1 protein-coding gene is annotated in these 581 nt (G+C 48.4%); it reads right to left on the bottom strand.

Going from position 1 to position 581, the window contains the following annotated elements:
* Positions 1 to 581, bottom strand: a 581-nt coding sequence (locus E1163_RS00130) for a HAMP domain-containing protein (RefSeq protein ID WP_185155873.1), incomplete at both ends; no start/stop codon positions are given.

Genomic DNA, 581 nt, shown 5'->3' with positions numbered 1-581 from the left:
AATACCACGCACCTGAGTGGTCAGGTTATTTGCCATAATATTCACATTCTCCGTAAGTTGCTTCCATACTCCTTCCACCCCAGGAACGTTGGCCTGACCTCCAAGCTTACCCTCTGTTCCCACCTCGCGTGCCACGCGGGTCACCTCACTGGAGAATACATTCAAAGAGTCTACCATTTTATTCAGGTTCTCTTTCAATACAGCCAGCTCACCATTTACATCTACTGTAATCTTTTTAGTCAGGTCTCCCCTGGCCACCGCGGTGGCAACCTGGGCTATATCCCTCACCTGTAATGTCAGGTTGGATGCCATTGTATTTACATTTACAGTCAGTTCTTTCCATATTCCTTCCACACCAGGCACATTGGCTTGTCCGCCCAATCTACCTTCGGTACCTACTTCACGAGACACCCTGGTCACCTCTCCGGCAAATATGTTCAGGGAGTCTACCATCTGGTTGATGATATTCTTCAATTCGAGTACTTCGCCTTGCACTTCTACGGTGATCTTCTGTGTTAAGTCTCCTTTGGCTACAGCAGTTGCCACACCTGCAATACCACGCACCTGAGTGGTCAGGTTAT

The sequence above is a fragment of the Fulvivirga kasyanovii genome (genome assembly GCF_009711405.1).
In the GTDB taxonomy this organism is placed as follows: domain Bacteria; phylum Bacteroidota; class Bacteroidia; order Cytophagales; family Cyclobacteriaceae; genus Fulvivirga; species Fulvivirga kasyanovii.
This window is presented reverse-complemented; position numbering and strand designations above follow the sequence as displayed.